Genomic DNA, 15,765 nt, shown 5'->3' with positions numbered 1-15,765 from the left:
AGCGACGCACGACGCAAGATGGGTGATCCCACCGGACGGGCGCCACGGGCAGGCCACCCGGTATGCCGGCCCGCGCGCGGGCTTCGACAGGCGCCGGCGGTGATATTTCTCACGTCAGACATTAAATAATCGTACGTAAAGCAAATGAATACAATAATTTCACCTCGTGTACGCTTCGCTCCGAGTCCCACGGGCTACCTGCACGTCGGGGGGGCGCGAACGGCGCTCTTCAACTACCTGTTCGCCCGCCATCACGGCGGCGCCTTCCTTCTCCGGATCGAGGACACCGACCGGGAGCGGTCGAGCGACGAGATGACCGGTCAGATCCTCGAGGCGATGCAGTGGCTGGGGCTCGAAATCGATGAGACGCCGGTCCATCAGGCCGATGGGCTCGAGCGACACCGGGCGGACGTGGCTCGTCTCCTCGAGAGCGGCCTCGCGTACCGTTGCTTCGCCACGAAGGAGGAGCTGGAGGAGCTCCGGGCGGAGGCTCGCGAAGCCGTGCGGCCCTTCCGTTACCGGGAGACGGACGGGTTCGACGCGGCCGAGGCGGAGCGTCGGGCGGCGGACGGGGAGCCGCATGCGGTGTTCTTCGGAGTGCCCGACGACGACATCACCTTCGACGATGCGGTGCACGGTCCGACGACCGTGGCCGGCCGCAGCCTGGACGACTTCGTCATCCTGCGATCCGATGGCACCCCCGTATACAACATGGCCGTCGTCTCCGACGACGTGGACATGGGGATCACCCACGTGATCCGCGGAGACGACCACCTGTCCAACACGCCCAAGCAGATCCTCATCTACCGGGCCCTCGGCGCGGAACTGCCGATCTTCGCGCACGTCCCGATGATCCTCGGCCCCGACGGAAAGCGGCTGTCGAAGCGGCACGGCGCCGCGTCCGTGGAAGCCTACCGGGACGAGGGAATCCTTCCGGAGGCGCTGGTCAACTTTCTGGCGCTCCTCGGCTGGTCGCCCGGCGACGACCGCGAGCTGATGACTCTGCCCGAGCTCGTGGAGGCCTTCAGCCTCGATCGGATCCTCAAGAAGGCCGGGGTCTTCGATCCGAAGAAGCTCGAGTGGCTGAACGGTAAGTATCTGGACCTCACCCCGGGGAACGAACTGGTGCCCCTCGCCCTGGAGGCGCTGGACGACGCGGGCCGCGAAGTGGTCGCCGCCGAAGCCGATCGGTTCGCCGCCGTCGTGGAGCTCCAGAAGACGCGGGCCCGCACGATCCCCGACCTGGCGGCGTCGAGTCTCCGCTACTTCGGGGACGCGGTGTCCTACGACGAGGCCTCGGTGCGGAAGCACTGGCTCAAGGACCCGGAGGCGACGCGAGAGATCCTCGCCGAGGAACGAGCAGTCATCGAGGCCGTCGAGCCGTTCGATGCCGAGCAGCTCGAGGCGGGTCTCCGGGGCGTGGCGGAGAAGCGTGAGGTGGGCTTCGGAAAGGTGATCGGACCCCTGCGGGTGGCCCTACTCGGAGTGCAGGACAGTCCCGGCATCTTCGACGTGATCCTGCTGCTCGGCCGGCGGCGCGCGCTGGCGCGCATCGACGCGGGCCTCGCTGAGCTGGGCCGTCTCGAGGCCTCGTGAGCGACGACGACCTCCGATGGATGGGGCGTGCCCTGGCGCGGGCGCGGGAGGCGGCGCTTGCCGACGAGGTGCCGGTCGGGGCCGTGGTCGTCTCGCCCTCCGGCGAAGCGTTCGAGGAGCGCAACCGCACCCGCGAGCTGTCCGACCCGACGGCGCACGCCGAGGCGCTGGCGATTCGACGGGCGGCGGCCCACCTCGGGGACTGGCGGCTCGAGGGCCACACCCTGTACGTCACGCTCGAGCCCTGCGCCATGTGCGCGGGGGCGATCGTCCTGTCGCGGGTCGAGAGGGTCGTGTTCGGGACGCTCGACCCGAAGGCGGGAATGTGCGGATCGCTCGGCAACCTCGTGCAGGACCCGCGGCTGAACCACCGCGTCGAGCTCCTTTCCGGCGTCGCGTCCGAGGAGGCGTCGGCCCTCCTCAAGGAGTTCTTCGCCGAGCGGCGGAATCGGAACGGAGAGGTTCATGAGCCCTGAGGCGTCCGGGCGCTGCGTGATCGTCGCGGAGGAGCTCCGCGACCTCGCCGGGCGCGAGCCCGCCTGGCCCGGGGGCCAGGTCACGCGCTTTCATCCGTCGGCCGAGCCGCTCCCGGCGCGCGACGACGTAGAGGCCCTGGTCCCGCTCGTCTCGCAACCGGTCACGGCCGGGGCGATCGAGAAACTCCCGGCGCTCCGGGTGATCGCCAACTACGGGGTGGGCTACGACAACATCGACCTCGAGGCCGCCCGCGCCCGCGGGGTTACCGTCACCAACACGCCGGGCGTTCTGACCGACGCGACGGCGGACCTCGCGATGGCGCTCCTGCTGGCGGCCGCCCGCCGGATGCGGGAGGGCCTCGACCTGGCGTTGAGCGGGGAATGGGAGGGGTGGCGTCCCACCGAGCTCCTCGGCATGGGACTGCAGGGAAGGGTCCTCGGAATCCTGGGTGCGGGCCGCATCGGCGTCGCGACGGCCCGACGGGCGGCGGCGTTCGGGATGGAGATCCGATACTGGAGCCGATCCGCCTCGCCCGCCCTCGAGGCCGAGGCCGGCGGACGGCGCGTCGAGGACCTCGAGGAGCTGCTCTCCGCTTCCGACGTAGTGAGCGTGCACCTGCCTCTGACGCCGGACACGCAGGGCCTCCTGGACGCGGAGCGGCTCGCGGTCATGAAACAGGGCGCGATCCTGATCAACACGGCGCGGGGGGCGGTGGTGGACGAGCGTGCGCTCGAAGAGGCCCTGCGCTCGGGTCACCTCGCCGCGGCGGGCGTCGACGTGTTCGAGAACGAGCCGGAGATCCCCCTCGGACTCAGAGACCTGCCGAACTGCTTCGTGCTGCCGCACCTGGGCAGCGCCACCCGGGAAGCGCGCCAGGCGATGTGGGACCTGGCGGCGGAGAACGCCCGGGCCGCGCTGGCCGGAGAGGAGCCCCCCAACCGGGTGGTGTGACGGGACCCGGCAGGCGGCGCCGGAATCCCTGAGGGTGCCCCTCTGCGTTCAGCTGGTTCCGCCCCAGTTGACCACCGTGAACTTGCCGACGTGCGCCTCGCCGTCCGGCGTGACCACGTGGAAGAAGTAGACGCCGCTCGCCACGAACTGGTTGTTGCGGTTGCGGACGTCCCACTCGGTCCGGCCTCCGCCCGTCGGATCGTCGTGGTTGAGGATGTCCACCAGAATCCCTCCCACGGTGTAGATCCGGATCGTGGCCTGCGGCGGCAGGTTCACGAACATCAGCTTCTTGCTGGTCGGGCTCAGATCGTACTGGCTCGTGGCCAGATATGGGTCGGGAACGGTATGGACCTGGCTCAGGTCGACCGGTCCGTCGAAGCTGGTGGCTTCCTCCACCAGCCAGTGGAACGTGAGGCCCGGGATCAGGGGCGGACGGCTGCCCGTGCCTGCCCCCGTGGCATCCGCACCGTAGGTGTAGCCGCGCGGGTCCGGTGTGTCGAAGCTCGCCCCGTCGCTGTCCACGTATCCGCTGTAGCTGCGCAGCGTCCAGACGGTACCGTCCGACGGAAGGGAGCTGAGCTCGAAAATGTAGCGCTCGCCGTTGACGTAGAGCCCGAATCCCTGCCCGGTCTGTACGAGCCCATCATAGAAGTTCTGGCCGTCCGCGATTCCGTCCGTGCTGGTGGGCACGAGGCTCGGCATGTCCACGAGATCCACTGTCGGGCCCAGAGGGGCCCAGTTACCGGCGCCGGCTCCGCCACACTCGCCGCCGCGCACGCCGTCCCGGATGATCTCCAGCGCCGGATCCAGATAGTTGAAGTCGTTCCAGTCGATGAAGCCGTTGCCGTTGGCGTCAGTGGTCAGAAAACCCCAGCTGGAGCGTACCTTGGGCGCGAACGGCACGTTCACCGCGTGGGTGACGTCCCACACCTCGTCGAACGTTCCCCCCTCCCAGGTGAAGCGCACATCCGCCGCTCGACCGAGCTTGGCGACGGCCCGCTCGAAGCACTGCTTCTCGAAGTGCGAACAGTCGAATCCACCGTCACAGCTGACCGGCGCCCCGGCTTCCAGCGGGGTGTAGGCGATCGGTGCCCACACCGTGTCCATTCCGGAGAGGTGACCGACGCGGATGTAGCGCGCCGGATCCACCACGGTTTCCTCGGTGCCGTCGAACCAGCGCGAGCCACCGTGATACGGGCGGAATCGGCGACTCTGCGGACCGGCGGCGGCGCTGTTGTTGATGGCCTCGTTGAACTCCGCCGACAGAGTAGCTTCCGCGCTCAGGTCGGGCGGAAGGTCGAACGTCTCCAGCGCATCGGCATCAAATGCCAGTTCGGCTTCGAACAGCTGCTTCCTCTGCGGCACGTCCTCTCCGAATGCCCACCACCAAGGATCGTACACCTCGATGACCTGTGAGGAGTCGGCTCCGTCGACGGCCACGGTGAGGTGAACCCGCAGGCACGTCTGGAAGGGGTCTCCTCCGCTCGAGCAGTCCGCCGTCGTCTCGCCGAACGCCGACCCGGCGCTGAACACCGGCACGACGCTGTCGATGCGCACGCTCAGATCCAGACCGGGAAGCAGCTGCGAGATGAGGGGGGTAAAGGTGGCCACGGTGGCGTCCGTCGGCGGAAACGGCCGGTCAAACGTGCCTCCTTCCGGATCCACGACCGGTAATCGGGATTTTGGGTCCAGGGGTTGATCGTCCGCACCCGCGATGAACATCTGTAGAGACGGAATCACCAGGTTCGGAGCACCCGCCCTCGGTACCGTGGACTGAGCGACCTTCACCGACCGCAACGTGTGCGGACCCGAGGCCATCGAGTTCACGTCGAACGCGGACACCGAGTAGAAGTAGGTGAAGTTGTTCGTAACCGTTCGATCGGTATACGTGAAGGGCACGCCGTTGTCGGACAGCACCGCCGTCGGGCCCGTGGTTCGGTCGGACACGATGACGGTGTCGATCTTCGAGGAGGTGGGGAAGCGGGTCACGCCCCCGCCCGGGGGGCCGCCCGGGGCGCCGTTGTTGAACACCATCTCGCTGTCGATCGGTCGGACGAGCGGATTCGCCTCGCTCAGGGGGCAGACCTCGCCCGCCCCGTAGCCCGGCACCTCGATCACATCTCCGGTCTGGGGGACCGTGTACAGGGAGCCGACCTCCTCTTCGGGCCCCACGGTCTCACAGGTGACGTCCACGAATTCGGTGTTCGCATAATCGAACTGAGCCACCAGGTCATAGGCCCCCACTTCGGTACCGCGCCAGATTCGGTAGCCTTCCACGTCGTACTGACGGTAGTTGGGATTGTAGAGCACGGACTCCGGGTCCCCGGCGAGCTCGTAGAATGGATCTCCCACTTCTTCCGTGGCGCTCGGTTCCCAGACGATCGTCACCTCGTTGTCGCCCGGCACCAGGTAGAACGGCGGCGGCTCCGGTGCGAAGCCGAGCAGGAACTGGTTGTCGAACACGGCCTGCGCCACGAGCGCCCGGCCCAGCAGGCTGCCGGGCACCAGCGTGACCTGCCGCTGGTCCAGTCGGTTCGTGGGGTGCTCGACCTCCGCCGGGTATACCGAGCCCGACGGAGGCGGCCCCTCGTACCGCACCCAGCCGGCGCCCCGCTCCAGGGCGGAGACCGGGTTGGCAACCGCGGCCACGGTCTCGGCGCAGTTCAGGCCGTTCGAGTCGCACCCGCGCGAGCTTCCGAACCCGGGATGAAAGGAGGGCACCGAGGGCGAGTTGGCGTTGATGTTGGCGGCATCCTGAACGATGCCCGAGGAGGACCCGTCCGGCATCGTCTCCACCGTGGGAGCGATGACGTACGCCACGGCGATCGTCGCCGTCTCCGAGGGCCCGAGCTCCAGCGGTCCAGAGGACTGGAAGAAGCGGGTGTCCGCAGCTTGCGTGCCGATGAAGCAGAGCGATCGTTCCGTCGTCGAGGGGTCGTTGGTATCGATCTCGGGGAGGGTGGGGCAGGGGGCGTCGAGGTTCGCGTCCAGGTTGCCCGACAGGTACCTCCACAACTGCTGGACCGTATAGGGATCCGGGAACTGCGTGATGAACCCACCCGGGTTCTGGGTGACCGAGAACATCGTCAGGCCGACCTCCCTGCCCGTCCTCGGGTCCAGTGGGCTCTTCAGGTACTTGACTCCCGCCAGCCCCGGCGCCGCCGTGAAGAAGGGCGGGTAGAACACGTCCGGCGGATACGTGAACGCCGGCGCATAGAATCCACCGTGGTACGATAGCCCGAGGTCGAAGGGCAGGATGGCGGTCGAGAAGTTCTGGAACGCGGACGCGCTCGTGCTCCCGATGTCGGCGTCCACGCCGAACGCGACGTAGACATCGGTGAAGGTCCAGCCTCCGTCGGGCAGGGCGTCGTCGCCGCCGAAGTAGTAGGTCTCGTTCAGATGCTGGAACTCTGGATCGTCGGTGACGTTCGTGAGCTCGAAGATGAAGTAGATCACCGACTCGTTGCCGCTGGGATACGTCCAGGAGAGGCTTCGCTGCTCGACCGTGATGCCCATGGGGTGGTCGCCCACGTAGCCCGCGGGGTCCCCGTCCCAGTAACGTACCCAGCTGTCCTGCTGCGACGCCGTCTTCCGGCCGATCAGGATCGGAGAGAACACCTCGGCGTTGTCGATGTACGCGTCGGCCGGCCAGTCCTCGAGGTCGTCGGGGTCGAGCGAGTTGTAGATCTCCGTCAACGCCGTCCCGCTCTGCTCGGGACCCTTGGGATCGTAGAAGTACACTCCCACCGTGTCGTTCGCCCACGGACCGGCCTCGGACGAATTGCGTCCCGCCACCTGCATTCCCGAATTGAAGATGTACCCGTCGCTCGTTCCGAGTGGCCAGTAGCCACCGACCTCACCCACGAAGAGCCCGGCGGAGCAGATCCCGCCATTTCCGTAGAGGCCGCACTGCAGGTCGTTGCCCGCCAGAATCACGGTAGGACCGGCGAACAGGGTCAATCCGTCACCTCGCTCGCCTCGCGTCGGTCGAGAGCTGAAATCGCCGAATGCCGTCTGGCCCGAAGCGGTGGCGAGAGCGATCAGGGTCGCACCCCAGATCCACCTCTTCCACCTGCCTCTTCGATGTCCGGATCGGTACTCAGTCATGGCATTCCTGTCTGAAGACGCCGCCTCGAAGGCCGGCCGGTGACGCGCCGAACGGGAAACGTCAGAACGAGACCCGGAGGCCGAGCCGAAGGTTCTGGTTCGAAGGGGTGAGAGCCGCGATCCCGCCTCGCTGCTCCCAGTCCGGCTCGAACGAGCGCACCTGCTCCTCCACCGTGAACACGCCGTCGCCGTTGCCCCACCGCTGCTCGGCGCGCATGAGCATGTACTTGTTGAAGTCCGTCTCGGGTGACTCGAGGGCGATGTCGAAGTCATCGATGTCCGGGTCTCCATCGAGCCGCGGATCGGCGAGCGCGTCGTTGAGCCATCGGTCGCGGGCCGCCTCGTTCACCGGATTCCCGGTGTCGAGGAAGATCTGCTCGGTGACCTGGATGTCGAAGGGATTGCGCCAGTCCACGAAGGCCTGGATCTGCCAACCCTTGCCGATCGGGAAGCCCTTGCTGAGACGGAGATCGAGCCGCGTCTGCCAGGGAGTCTCCAGCGCCGCGATCGACGTCTCGACCTGGCCCGAGGAGCTGGGTGGACCGAGAGTGCCGTACCCGCCCTCGTAGGCGAGGCCCGTGTAGCGCTGACCGCTCCGTACCGAGAGCAGCACGAAGAACCCGAGGTCTCGAAGGATCGCCCCGGCCGTCGTGCCCTTCAGGTAGTCGTTCGGGAACACCAGGCTCGTGGTGAGGCTGAGGTTGTGCCTTCGGCCCAGCTCGAGAGGCAGCAGCACTTCGGGAGGATTCACCGGTTCACCGGTCAGGAACGACAGGTTCGAGCGCTGCGTGGCGATCAGGTTCTGGTAGGTCCTCGGGTCCGTACCCGTGCCCCGGGCGTCGAGGTAACTGTAGGACAGGCTGCCGATGAACAGATTGCCGACCGCCTTGTCCACGCTGAGCTCGAAGCCGTTCGACTCCGTGAAGTCCGCGTTCGTGAGCACCGTCACGTACTCGGGCTGGCCGTCGTTCGGGTTGATGCTCTCGACGCTTCGGTAGGTGAGACCCTCGCGCTGTTTCTTGTTGAAGGCCGCGACGTCGAACACCAGGTCCTGGCCCACCAGCTGGCGGTAGCCGAACTCGAACGTCGTCGTGCTCGGCATTTCGACATCCCGCGCCTGCGGTCCGAGCAGATCGACCTGCGATGCTGCCGTGTTGTCCTCCCACGTGTAGCGGGAGCTGCTGAAGAAGGCCGGGGCCTGCACGAAGCGGCCGTAGCTCAAGCGGAACGTGGAAGTGGGCGTGACGGGGAAGCTGGCCCCTAGCCGCGGACTCAGCTCCGACTTCGTCGTCATCGGCACGAAGTTCTCGAGGCAGGTTCCGTTCGGATTCTGCGGGGTCACGCCTCCGCAGGGCTCATCGAACTTCGGAACGAAAGCCTGCTGTTCCGCGCTCCACTTCACGAAACCGGCCTGAAGGCTGTCCGGTACGTTCTGCTCGTACCCCGGATAGATCGAGTATTCCGCGTCCGGGTCGAAGAAGTCCCACCGGAGGCCGCCCTCGAGCACCAGGTCACCGACGTCGAGGCGATCCTGGACGTAGAGCCCGGCTCGTGAGGGCTGAGCAAACCCGGGGCGCACGTAGCCCGGGCTGCCCAGGGGCATCTCCATGCGGCTCAGATCCACCGAAAGGTACTCTCCGCCCGCCTTCAGGCGGTTGAACCGGCCGAGCTGCCAGTCGATCGTGGCCCGAAATTGCCAGATGTCTTCGTCGCGCACGGTGAGACCGCCGTTACCCGGGCCATAGATGAAGTACCCGTAGTACCAGCCCCACGGGTTGTACCGAAGGTTGGTGGTGATCCCGGGCAGGCTCTGCAGAGCTCCATCCGAGGCCCCGGGGAAGAGACCCATGCTGTCAGGGGGGATGGCATTGCTGCGCCATGCCCGGATGAGCTCCTCGTTGGGGCGAAACAGCTCCAGGCCGTACCTCCGCAGGTTCTCATCTCCGACGAATCGGACATTCCCGGGTGTGAAGCCAAGAAACGGATCCCGATGGTCCATGTACCAGCGATAGTCGACGTCGCCACCCCGGAAGCGGGTGGTCTGGTAGCTGGCTCGAACGTCGAGCGCGAGCTGCTGGGTGGCCGATTGGGCCAGGGTGAAGAAGCCCGACAGAGCCACGAGATCCCGCGTGTCCCGGTCTCCATCGGTGCTTTCCGTCCGGAACTGGGACCACCAGTTGTTCCCGGCATAGAAGTTCTGGTACCGATTCCGCGTGTACGTCAGGTTCACGCGCGATCCCCGGGGTAGCTGGTAGTTCAGGTTTCCGGTGAACAGGAACTCGTCGGAGTAGTTTCTCGGGATCGTGCGCCCGTTCTCCCACGGGACGAAGTGCGGCGCCGCGACATCCACGAAATCCGTGGCGCCGGAGGTAGTGGAGACCCTCGGACTCCTGAACACGGCGGGCTCTCCCGCCGCGCAGAGTCCCGCGAATTGCGGATCGTCGGGGCAGGTGTCGATTCCGTCGATGACGTAGTAATCCGGCATGCCCTCGTTTCGATACCAGTCCTGTCCGGTGGCCGTGCCGGCGAGGAAGAAGGTGAGCGGGCCGACGATCGGCCCTCCGACGTTCAGCTCCAGGCGATGAAAGCCCGTGTACCAGTTGTCGGGACCCAGCTGATCGGTGGAGTACTGAGCGGCCCCCGTGTAGCGGGCGCCGCCGCGCCGCGTCACGTAGCTGATCACCCCGGACTGCGCTTCGCCGAACTCGGCCGCGAACGCGCCCACCGTGACGTCCAGCTGCTCGAGCGAATTCGTGGGCACCGCGACGTTGGCGGAGCGGCCCGTGCCGAACGACTTGGCGAGCACTCCGTCGACGTACACGGCCTCCTCGTTCGGGCGGCCTCCTCGAATGGACAGGCATCCGGTCGGGTCGGGACCTCGCTCGTCAGCGCACCCGAGCTCTTCGTATACGCCGGGCTGGAGCACGACGATCGACGATACGTTGTCGACCGGCATCAGATCGACCGTCTGTCCCTCGACGATGGCCTTGGACGCCACCTGATCACGGGGGACGAGGGGGTTTCGGATCCCCTCGACCACGAGCGGCTGAAGCTCGATGGCCGACCGCTCGAGCTCGAAGTTCATTGTGGTGGTCTGGCCGGCCAGGATCCGCTGGGCCTCGATCGCGAAAGACCGATAACCCAGGAACGACGCTTCGACCTCGTGCAGTCCGGCCGGGACCTCGTTGATGAAGTAGAAGCCCTCGGCGTTCGTGACGTTGGCGAGCGTGGTGCCCCGGATACGCACCGTGGCCAGGGCGAGCGGCGATCCATCCGCCGAGTCCGTGACTCGTCCCTGGATCTTGCCCGTCGTGACCTGTGCTCGCAGGCAGGTGGGGGTAAGGAGGACGGCCAGAACGAGCAGCGGCCAGAGATGCCCGCTACGAAGCCCGGAGTCCTGCGGGAGAAGGGTACGCGCACGCATGACTCACCTCTTCCAGCGGACCTGGGGCCGGTAGTCCGCCGTCTAGAGCATGAGGGGGTAGAGGAATATATGGGACAGGGAGCCCGAACCGCTAGGGTACAGTCCTGAAGGCGTTTAGGTCTCTCGCTCCGGGCCCTCGAAGATCTCTCTGGCCGTCTCGCCCGCGGCCAGTCGATCGAAGGCCGCCCGGCGGAGCCCGGCCCCGCCGCCCGCCTTCTCCAGCATCTCCGACTGCGCCCCCACGTGGAACATGGTGGCGAGGAGTACCCGGGCGATCTCTTCCCGGGCCTCCTCTTCGGGCAGTCCGCGATCGAGGAGAGCCTCGTAGGCGGCACGCGCATCGTCGCTACCCTCGAGGATGGACCCGACGGCCTGCTTCAGAAGCGGGTAGGCCTCTCCCGCCATGGATTCGGGGTCGAAGAGCCGTCCTCCTTCTCGCTGGATCTCCGGTTCGTCACTCATTCCAGTCTCTTCCATCATCCGCTTGCCGACCACTCAGATTCCCTCGCAGCCGTGGTTGGCCAGAAGCCTCTGCAGGGGAGCGAAGTCCCAGATGGCCTCGAGGTCGACCCGTGCGATGCCGAACACCTCGTCGTAGGGCACACCTCGTCGGTTGGCGGCGCGAAGGTGTTGCACGGCCTCTGCGGGCCGCTCGAGAATTCCGGCCACCCGGGCGGCGAAGAAATCCGGGTCGACGTCCGGGTAGGATCTCATGTGGGCCTCCGGCGCCGCGGTGAGGACAACGCGAAGGCTGTCGAGGATCGATTCGGCCTCCTCGGGTCTTCCGCTGCGGGCGGCCAGGACCGCCCGCGGACCGTACGAATATGCAGGCGAGACCGGCCAGCCCCTCTCGAGCAGCCTCCGCGTATGGCGCTCGGCGTCCGGCCAGTCCCGACCCCGATACGACAGGACGCGTTGCGCGAACTCGTACCAGGTCGCGTCCCGCTGCGCCTCGGGTCGATCGTCATACCAGGCACGGGCGCTGTCGAGGATGGCCCGATGGGCGGATTCCTCCGGGTCGAGGTCGAGTGGGCCGTACAGCAGGAGATTCATGTACAGCCGGTGGGCCCGCGGCCCCAGCCCCCGTACCTCTCCCAGGGCTCTCTCCAAACGGTCCGTCGATCCCGAGACGGCGGCCGAACGAATGACCGCCGCCAGTCCCCGGAACTCCTCCCCCGGGTGCAGCTCGTCCGTCAACTGCGCGAGCGCCTCTTCCGCGTCCCGGTACTCACCGGCTGCGTCGTGCATCAGGTGCCGGACGTCGAGTCGAACATGCCAGTAGGGACCGGCCCATCGCGCCATCCAGCCCGACCGCGAACCCAGATCTCTGAGCGTCGCGAGCGACTGCTGGCGGCAGCCGACCTGCTTCTCCGCCAGCGCCAGGATGTACCTCCATTCCGAGTTGGGAGCGAGGGCCACGACCTCGGACGCGGAACGGAACTGGCCCGGAAGGTCCCCGTGCATGAACGCCTGGTGGTAGGCGAGCATGGCCCGGTCCCACTCGGGCATGGACTCCATCCGGGGCTGGAGCGAGTGGGCGAGGGAGTCGGCCCGGTACCCCTGGCCGGAGTTCCACAGGGCGAAGATCGCCCAGATCAGGGGTGCGGTGAAGGTCGTGTCCGCGCCCCAGGCCTCGATGAACAGCTCGGCGGCCCGTGACTGGGATTCCCACCCGGTCTCGAGGAAGACATCGAGTGCTTCGGAATACTCCTGGTATGCCTCGAAGCTCGGAGGTCGGCTCGCCGGTCCGGTCCAGTCCCGCATGTGCGGATCGAGGTGGGTGGCGAGGGCGCCCATGGCGGCTCGCCGTAACTCATTCATCCTCGAGCCGTTCGAGTCCGAGCTCGCGGCCATGGGGTCCAGCGCGAAGAGAAGCTCCCCGGATTCAGGGTCCAGTCCAAACACCTCGAAGACCAACGAATCCGGGCTTCCGCTCACGTAACCGCCGAGAACGATGTCGGCGGCTCCGGCGGCTCCGGCGGCCACCGCCCGACCGAAGGTCGTGGTGTCCGGGGCCGGGTCGACTTCCTGGACGAGCCTCAGGGCCGACACGGGGGGAACGACCTGTATCCTGCCGCTTCGAGCGATCTCCGTACTCAGCCAATCGGCCGCCCGTCGAGCATGCGCTCCGAGCCGCAGGTCGCTGGAGTGATCCTCGAACGGCACGACCAGCACCCGGGGACGGGCTTTCCGGTTGCCCGATCCCTCGAAAGCCTCTTGCGTGGTCTGGATGAAGACGAGAATCCCCAGGGCGATGCTTGCCGCGATGAGCGCAAGGCGTCGTGCCGGCCAGCGGCGACGTCGGTCGCGAATCTCGTCATCCGCAGCGGGGCCGGTGATCGGAAGTGGGTCCTCCTCCCGGGGGAGCGAACGTGCGGCTTCCGGCCGGTCGGCCGGCTTCGCCTCAGCCCGGGCCCGTGCGACCGCCTCCTCGAGCGCAGCGGAAGGCTCCGCTCCCAGCTCGTTGGCCAGCCGGCCCCGGTAGAACTCGTACTCGTGCCGGATCCCCGGCAGGTCTCCGAGTTCGCTCAGGATGCCGAGGAAGCGGATGAGGTGTTCCTCTTCCCATGGCCGGAGTCGGGTGAGGCGCCGCGCCCAGTTCGCGGCCGCCTTCAGGTTTCCGGCGGCTGTTTCCCGGTCGATGAGCTGCCGGGCGGCGTTCAGAGCGAGCTGTTCCAGTCGCGCTCGCTCGAGGTCCACCCAGTGTTCGAATTCCGACTCCCCCGCGAGGTGGAAGCCGTCGAGCAGGGGACCGGTATAGAGAGACAACGCCTCCTCGAAGTTCCCTCGCTCGCTCGCGGCCTCGAACGCCACTGCGTCACACCACAGACGGCTGGAGTCGATTCGCAGATCGTCCTGGCCGTTCGCCGTGATGATCTGTTCTCCGAGTGCCCTCCGGAGCACGTAGAGAGCCTGGCTCAGGGCCCGGCGACCCCGGGCCTCGGAGAGCTCAGGCCAGAGGAGGACCAGGAGCTTGTCGCGGGAAACCGGTCCCCGGGCGGACTGGATGGCGAGAGCCGTGAGGAGTGCGATTCGTTTGGGTTGTCCGAGCAGCGACTCCGCCGCCGTCGCGTCGTCGGACTGAAGTTCGAGTGTGCCCAGCACCCGGAGTCTGACCATGCCCATCTCCCCGTGTCACCTGCGACGTGAGAACCGCGTGACACGCCGTCGTGATTCTAGGACACGAACGCCCGTTCTGGGGGTCGGCCGGCTGGGATGTCTGATGAATGCATCTGTACGATAGACGTCCGGCCGGTCGATCGCCAAGTCTCAACCGCCGGGCTTCGAAGCCCGGCGCAGAGAAAGGAAGCTGCCATGAAGTCGATCGCCGCCTTGTTCGCCGGTGTCCTCCTTCTCGGCTTCACCGCCTGCTCGGACACGATCGTGGGTACCGACACCGATGCGGCTACGCCCGAATTCAAGAAGGGCGGAGACAAGGGACCCCCCGGAGGAGAAGATCCATCGGATCCGGGCGAATGGGCCGTTTCGGTGACCTTTGCAGATCGGGTCGAGGACCGAATCCGGAGCGACGCCGGCCTCAGACCCGATCTGATGGATGCCACCTACACGGACGGCGAATGCGGCGTCATGGCGCAAATCGGGAATCTGGACGACGTTCGCTTCGATCCGGACTGGAGCTACAAGAAGAAGGACGCTCGGACGTGCGGCGAGGCCCGAGTGCAGGTCTTCGAATTCAACGATCGCCCGCCGAGGACGGATCTCGGCGCCTTCATGAACATCGATGGTCTCTGCTCCATGGCGGTTGGTGAGACGCGGACCAACACGCGCGCGCAATTCAACGTGTGCACGACCCTGGTATTCGAGAACGTGCGCGCGGAGCGGACCGGCCCAACGACGTGGACGGTCACCACGGACGGTGCCAGCGACACCGCCCGGTGCAGCGGCGGCGGCAGCGACCCCCAATCAATGCCGTTCGCATTGACGATCACCGCACTGGACCCTGATCCCTGCCCGTGACGGCGGGTTGCTGCCCGTGACGGTGGAGTGACGGCACCGGCTGACTGTTGGACAGAGGCCGGGAGAAGCACGCGAAGCAGGGGCCGCGCGCCCGCACAGCGGGCGTACCGCGTGCTCTCCCGGGCTTTGTGTCTGGCCGATCGACGTTTCTGAGGACACTGCGCAAGCCACGGGACCGCGAGACGGTTCCTTTGCGTCTAGCAAGCTGTCACTGCGCCACTTAAGTTAATCCTACCCCTCGCCCCACCTGTCTCCCGGGAGGGGCCCTTTGATGGCTGACGAGCTGTCGCGGATTCGTGCGGCCCTGTCGGAATCGTACGCGATCGAGCGCGAGGTCGGCCGTGGCGGAATGGCCACGGTGTACCGGGCCGAGGACCTGAAGCATCACCGCACGGTGGCGCTGAAAGTGCTGCACCCGGACGTGGCGGCGTCCCTGGGCCGCGAGCGGTTCCTTCGCGAGATCGAGATCGTGGCGAAGCTGCGCCACCCGGGCATCCTCCCCCTGTACGACTCCGGTGAAGCGGACGGCCTCCTGTACTACGTGATGCCATTCGTGGACGGCCTGACGCTCCGGGACCGGCTGGAGCGGGAGAAGCAGCTGCCGGTGGAGGAGGCGCTGCGGATCACCTCGGAGCTGGCGTCGGCACTGGATCATGCGCACGAGCAGGGAGTGATCCACCGGGACATCAAGCCGGAGAACGTGCTGTTCGAGGGGGACCAGCCGCTGATCGCGGACTTCGGGGTGGCGCGGGCGCTCGAGGAAGCAGGCGGAGAGAAGCTGACGCGGACGGGCGTGGCGGTGGGGACGCCGAGCTACATGAGCCCGGAGCAGGCGGCGGGGGGAGAGGCGGACGCGCGGAGCGACGAGTACGCGCTGGCGTGCGTGCTCTACGAGATGCTGGGCGGGACGCCGCCGTTCACGGGTCCGACGCCGCAGGCGGTGATGGCGCGTCACGCGCTGGACCCGGTGCCGGACCTCGGGACGGTGCGCTCGACGGTGCCGGAGGGAGTGATCGGGGCGGTCGAGAAGGCGATGGCGAAGGTGCCGGCGGACCGCTACCCCACGGCGGGGGCGTTCGCCGACGCACTGGCCAAGGGCGACGAGAAGCGAGCGGGCGCCGCCGCGCGCCGACCGTCGCGGCGGCTGACCGTGGGCTTGCCGGTCGCAGCCGTGCTCGTGGCGTTGCTCGGGTACGGGATCTGGCAGACGGGCCGGAGCTCGGTACCGACGG

9 protein-coding genes are annotated in these 15,765 nt (G+C 67.2%); 5 read left to right on the top strand and 4 right to left on the bottom strand.

What is annotated here, in order from left to right; genetic code table 11:
• Nucleotides 1-144: 144 nt before the first annotated feature.
• Genes gltX through AC36XV_RS00345 form a run of 3 tightly spaced genes read left to right on the top strand, consistent with a single transcriptional unit; the run spans nt 145 to nt 3,024 of the window.
• Nucleotides 145-1,596, top strand: a complete 1,452-nt coding sequence (gltX, locus tag AC36XV_RS00355; protein WP_492201692.1) for a glutamate--tRNA ligase — start codon at nt 145-147, stop codon at nt 1,594-1,596.
• On the top strand, nt 1,593-2,072 hold the full coding sequence (gene tadA / locus AC36XV_RS00350) for a tRNA adenosine(34) deaminase TadA (RefSeq protein WP_492201691.1): 480 nt from the start codon (nt 1,593-1,595) through the stop codon (nt 2,070-2,072). Before gltX ends, tadA begins: the two co-directional genes overlap by 4 nt.
• Nucleotides 2,062-3,024, top strand: a complete 963-nt coding sequence (locus AC36XV_RS00345) for a 2-hydroxyacid dehydrogenase (RefSeq protein ID WP_492201690.1) — start codon at nt 2,062-2,064, stop codon at nt 3,022-3,024. The genes tadA and AC36XV_RS00345 overlap by 11 nt, the downstream gene beginning before the upstream one ends.
• A gap of 48 nt (nt 3,025-3,072) precedes the next feature.
• Here the strand turns inward: AC36XV_RS00345 and AC36XV_RS00340 are convergent, their stop codons facing one another.
• The 4 genes from AC36XV_RS00340 to AC36XV_RS00325 form a co-directional block, all read right to left on the bottom strand.
• Nucleotides 3,073-7,131, bottom strand: coding sequence for a hypothetical protein (locus AC36XV_RS00340; RefSeq protein ID WP_492201689.1), 4,059 nt, complete (start codon nt 7,129-7,131; stop codon nt 3,073-3,075).
• A gap of 61 nt (nt 7,132-7,192) precedes the next feature.
• A complete protein-coding gene (locus AC36XV_RS00335; RefSeq protein ID WP_492201688.1) occupies nt 7,193-10,555 on the bottom strand; it encodes a TonB-dependent receptor in 3,363 nt (1,120 codons plus the stop codon).
• Between the two features lie 114 nt (nt 10,556-10,669).
• On the bottom strand, nt 10,670-11,017 hold the full coding sequence (locus AC36XV_RS00330) for a hypothetical protein (RefSeq protein ID WP_492201687.1): 348 nt from the start codon (nt 11,015-11,017) through the stop codon (nt 10,670-10,672).
• A 33-nt stretch (nt 11,018-11,050) separates the two neighbouring features.
• Nucleotides 11,051-13,675, bottom strand: a complete 2,625-nt coding sequence (locus tag AC36XV_RS00325; protein ID WP_492201686.1) for an AfsR/SARP family transcriptional regulator — start codon at nt 13,673-13,675, stop codon at nt 11,051-11,053.
• 195 nt (nt 13,676-13,870) lie between these two features.
• Here AC36XV_RS00325 and AC36XV_RS00320 point away from each other — a divergent pair, with 195 nt between their 5' ends.
• Both AC36XV_RS00320 and AC36XV_RS00315 read left to right on the top strand, forming a co-directional pair.
• The gene (locus tag AC36XV_RS00320) at nt 13,871-14,533 is read left to right on the top strand and encodes a hypothetical protein (RefSeq protein ID WP_492201685.1); all 663 of its coding nucleotides are present in this window, start codon (nt 13,871-13,873) and stop codon (nt 14,531-14,533) included.
• A gap of 271 nt (nt 14,534-14,804) precedes the next feature.
• Nucleotides 14,805-15,765, top strand: a 961-nt coding sequence (locus AC36XV_RS00315; protein WP_492201684.1) for a serine/threonine-protein kinase, incomplete at its 3' end; no start/stop codon positions are given.

The organism is Candidatus Benthicola sp. (assembly GCF_058719085.1).
The sequence above is the reverse complement of the archived record's forward strand: the minus strand, read 5'-3'. Positions and strand labels throughout refer to the sequence as shown.